The 236-nt window shown below is 74.2% G+C and carries 1 pseudogene; it reads right to left on the bottom strand.

Features of this window, described 5'->3' with window-relative positions:
• Positions 1-184 (bottom strand): annotated as a pseudogene (locus ACQG3P_RS23495) (carboxylesterase/lipase family protein); the annotation flags it as partial.
• Positions 185-236 lie beyond the last annotated feature (52 nt).

Raw genomic sequence — 236 nt, 5'->3', positions numbered from 1 at the left:
GGTCATACCGGCCGCGCAGGCGGCCGCCGCGCACCGTCGCCAGCGAACCGGGCGGGGTGGTGCCGGTAGACGCGCCTGCAAGCGATGACGCCAGCGGCAACGTACCGGCCGCCAGCAGCAGTGCGTAGCGCGCACTGTCGCGCAGGAAGCGGCGGCGCTGCAGGTCGGCCGGGGCGAGCGTCATGGCGCCTTCTCACCGTTCGGCGCCTGCATCCAGTGCAGCGCAAGGGTGGGCA

Origin of the sequence: Stenotrophomonas sp. SrG, from assembly GCF_050031795.1 — a bacterium.
Classification (GTDB): domain Bacteria; phylum Pseudomonadota; class Gammaproteobacteria; order Xanthomonadales; family Xanthomonadaceae; genus Stenotrophomonas; species Stenotrophomonas rhizophila_A.
The sequence above is the reverse complement of the archived record's forward strand: the minus strand, read 5'-3'. Positions and strand labels throughout refer to the sequence as shown.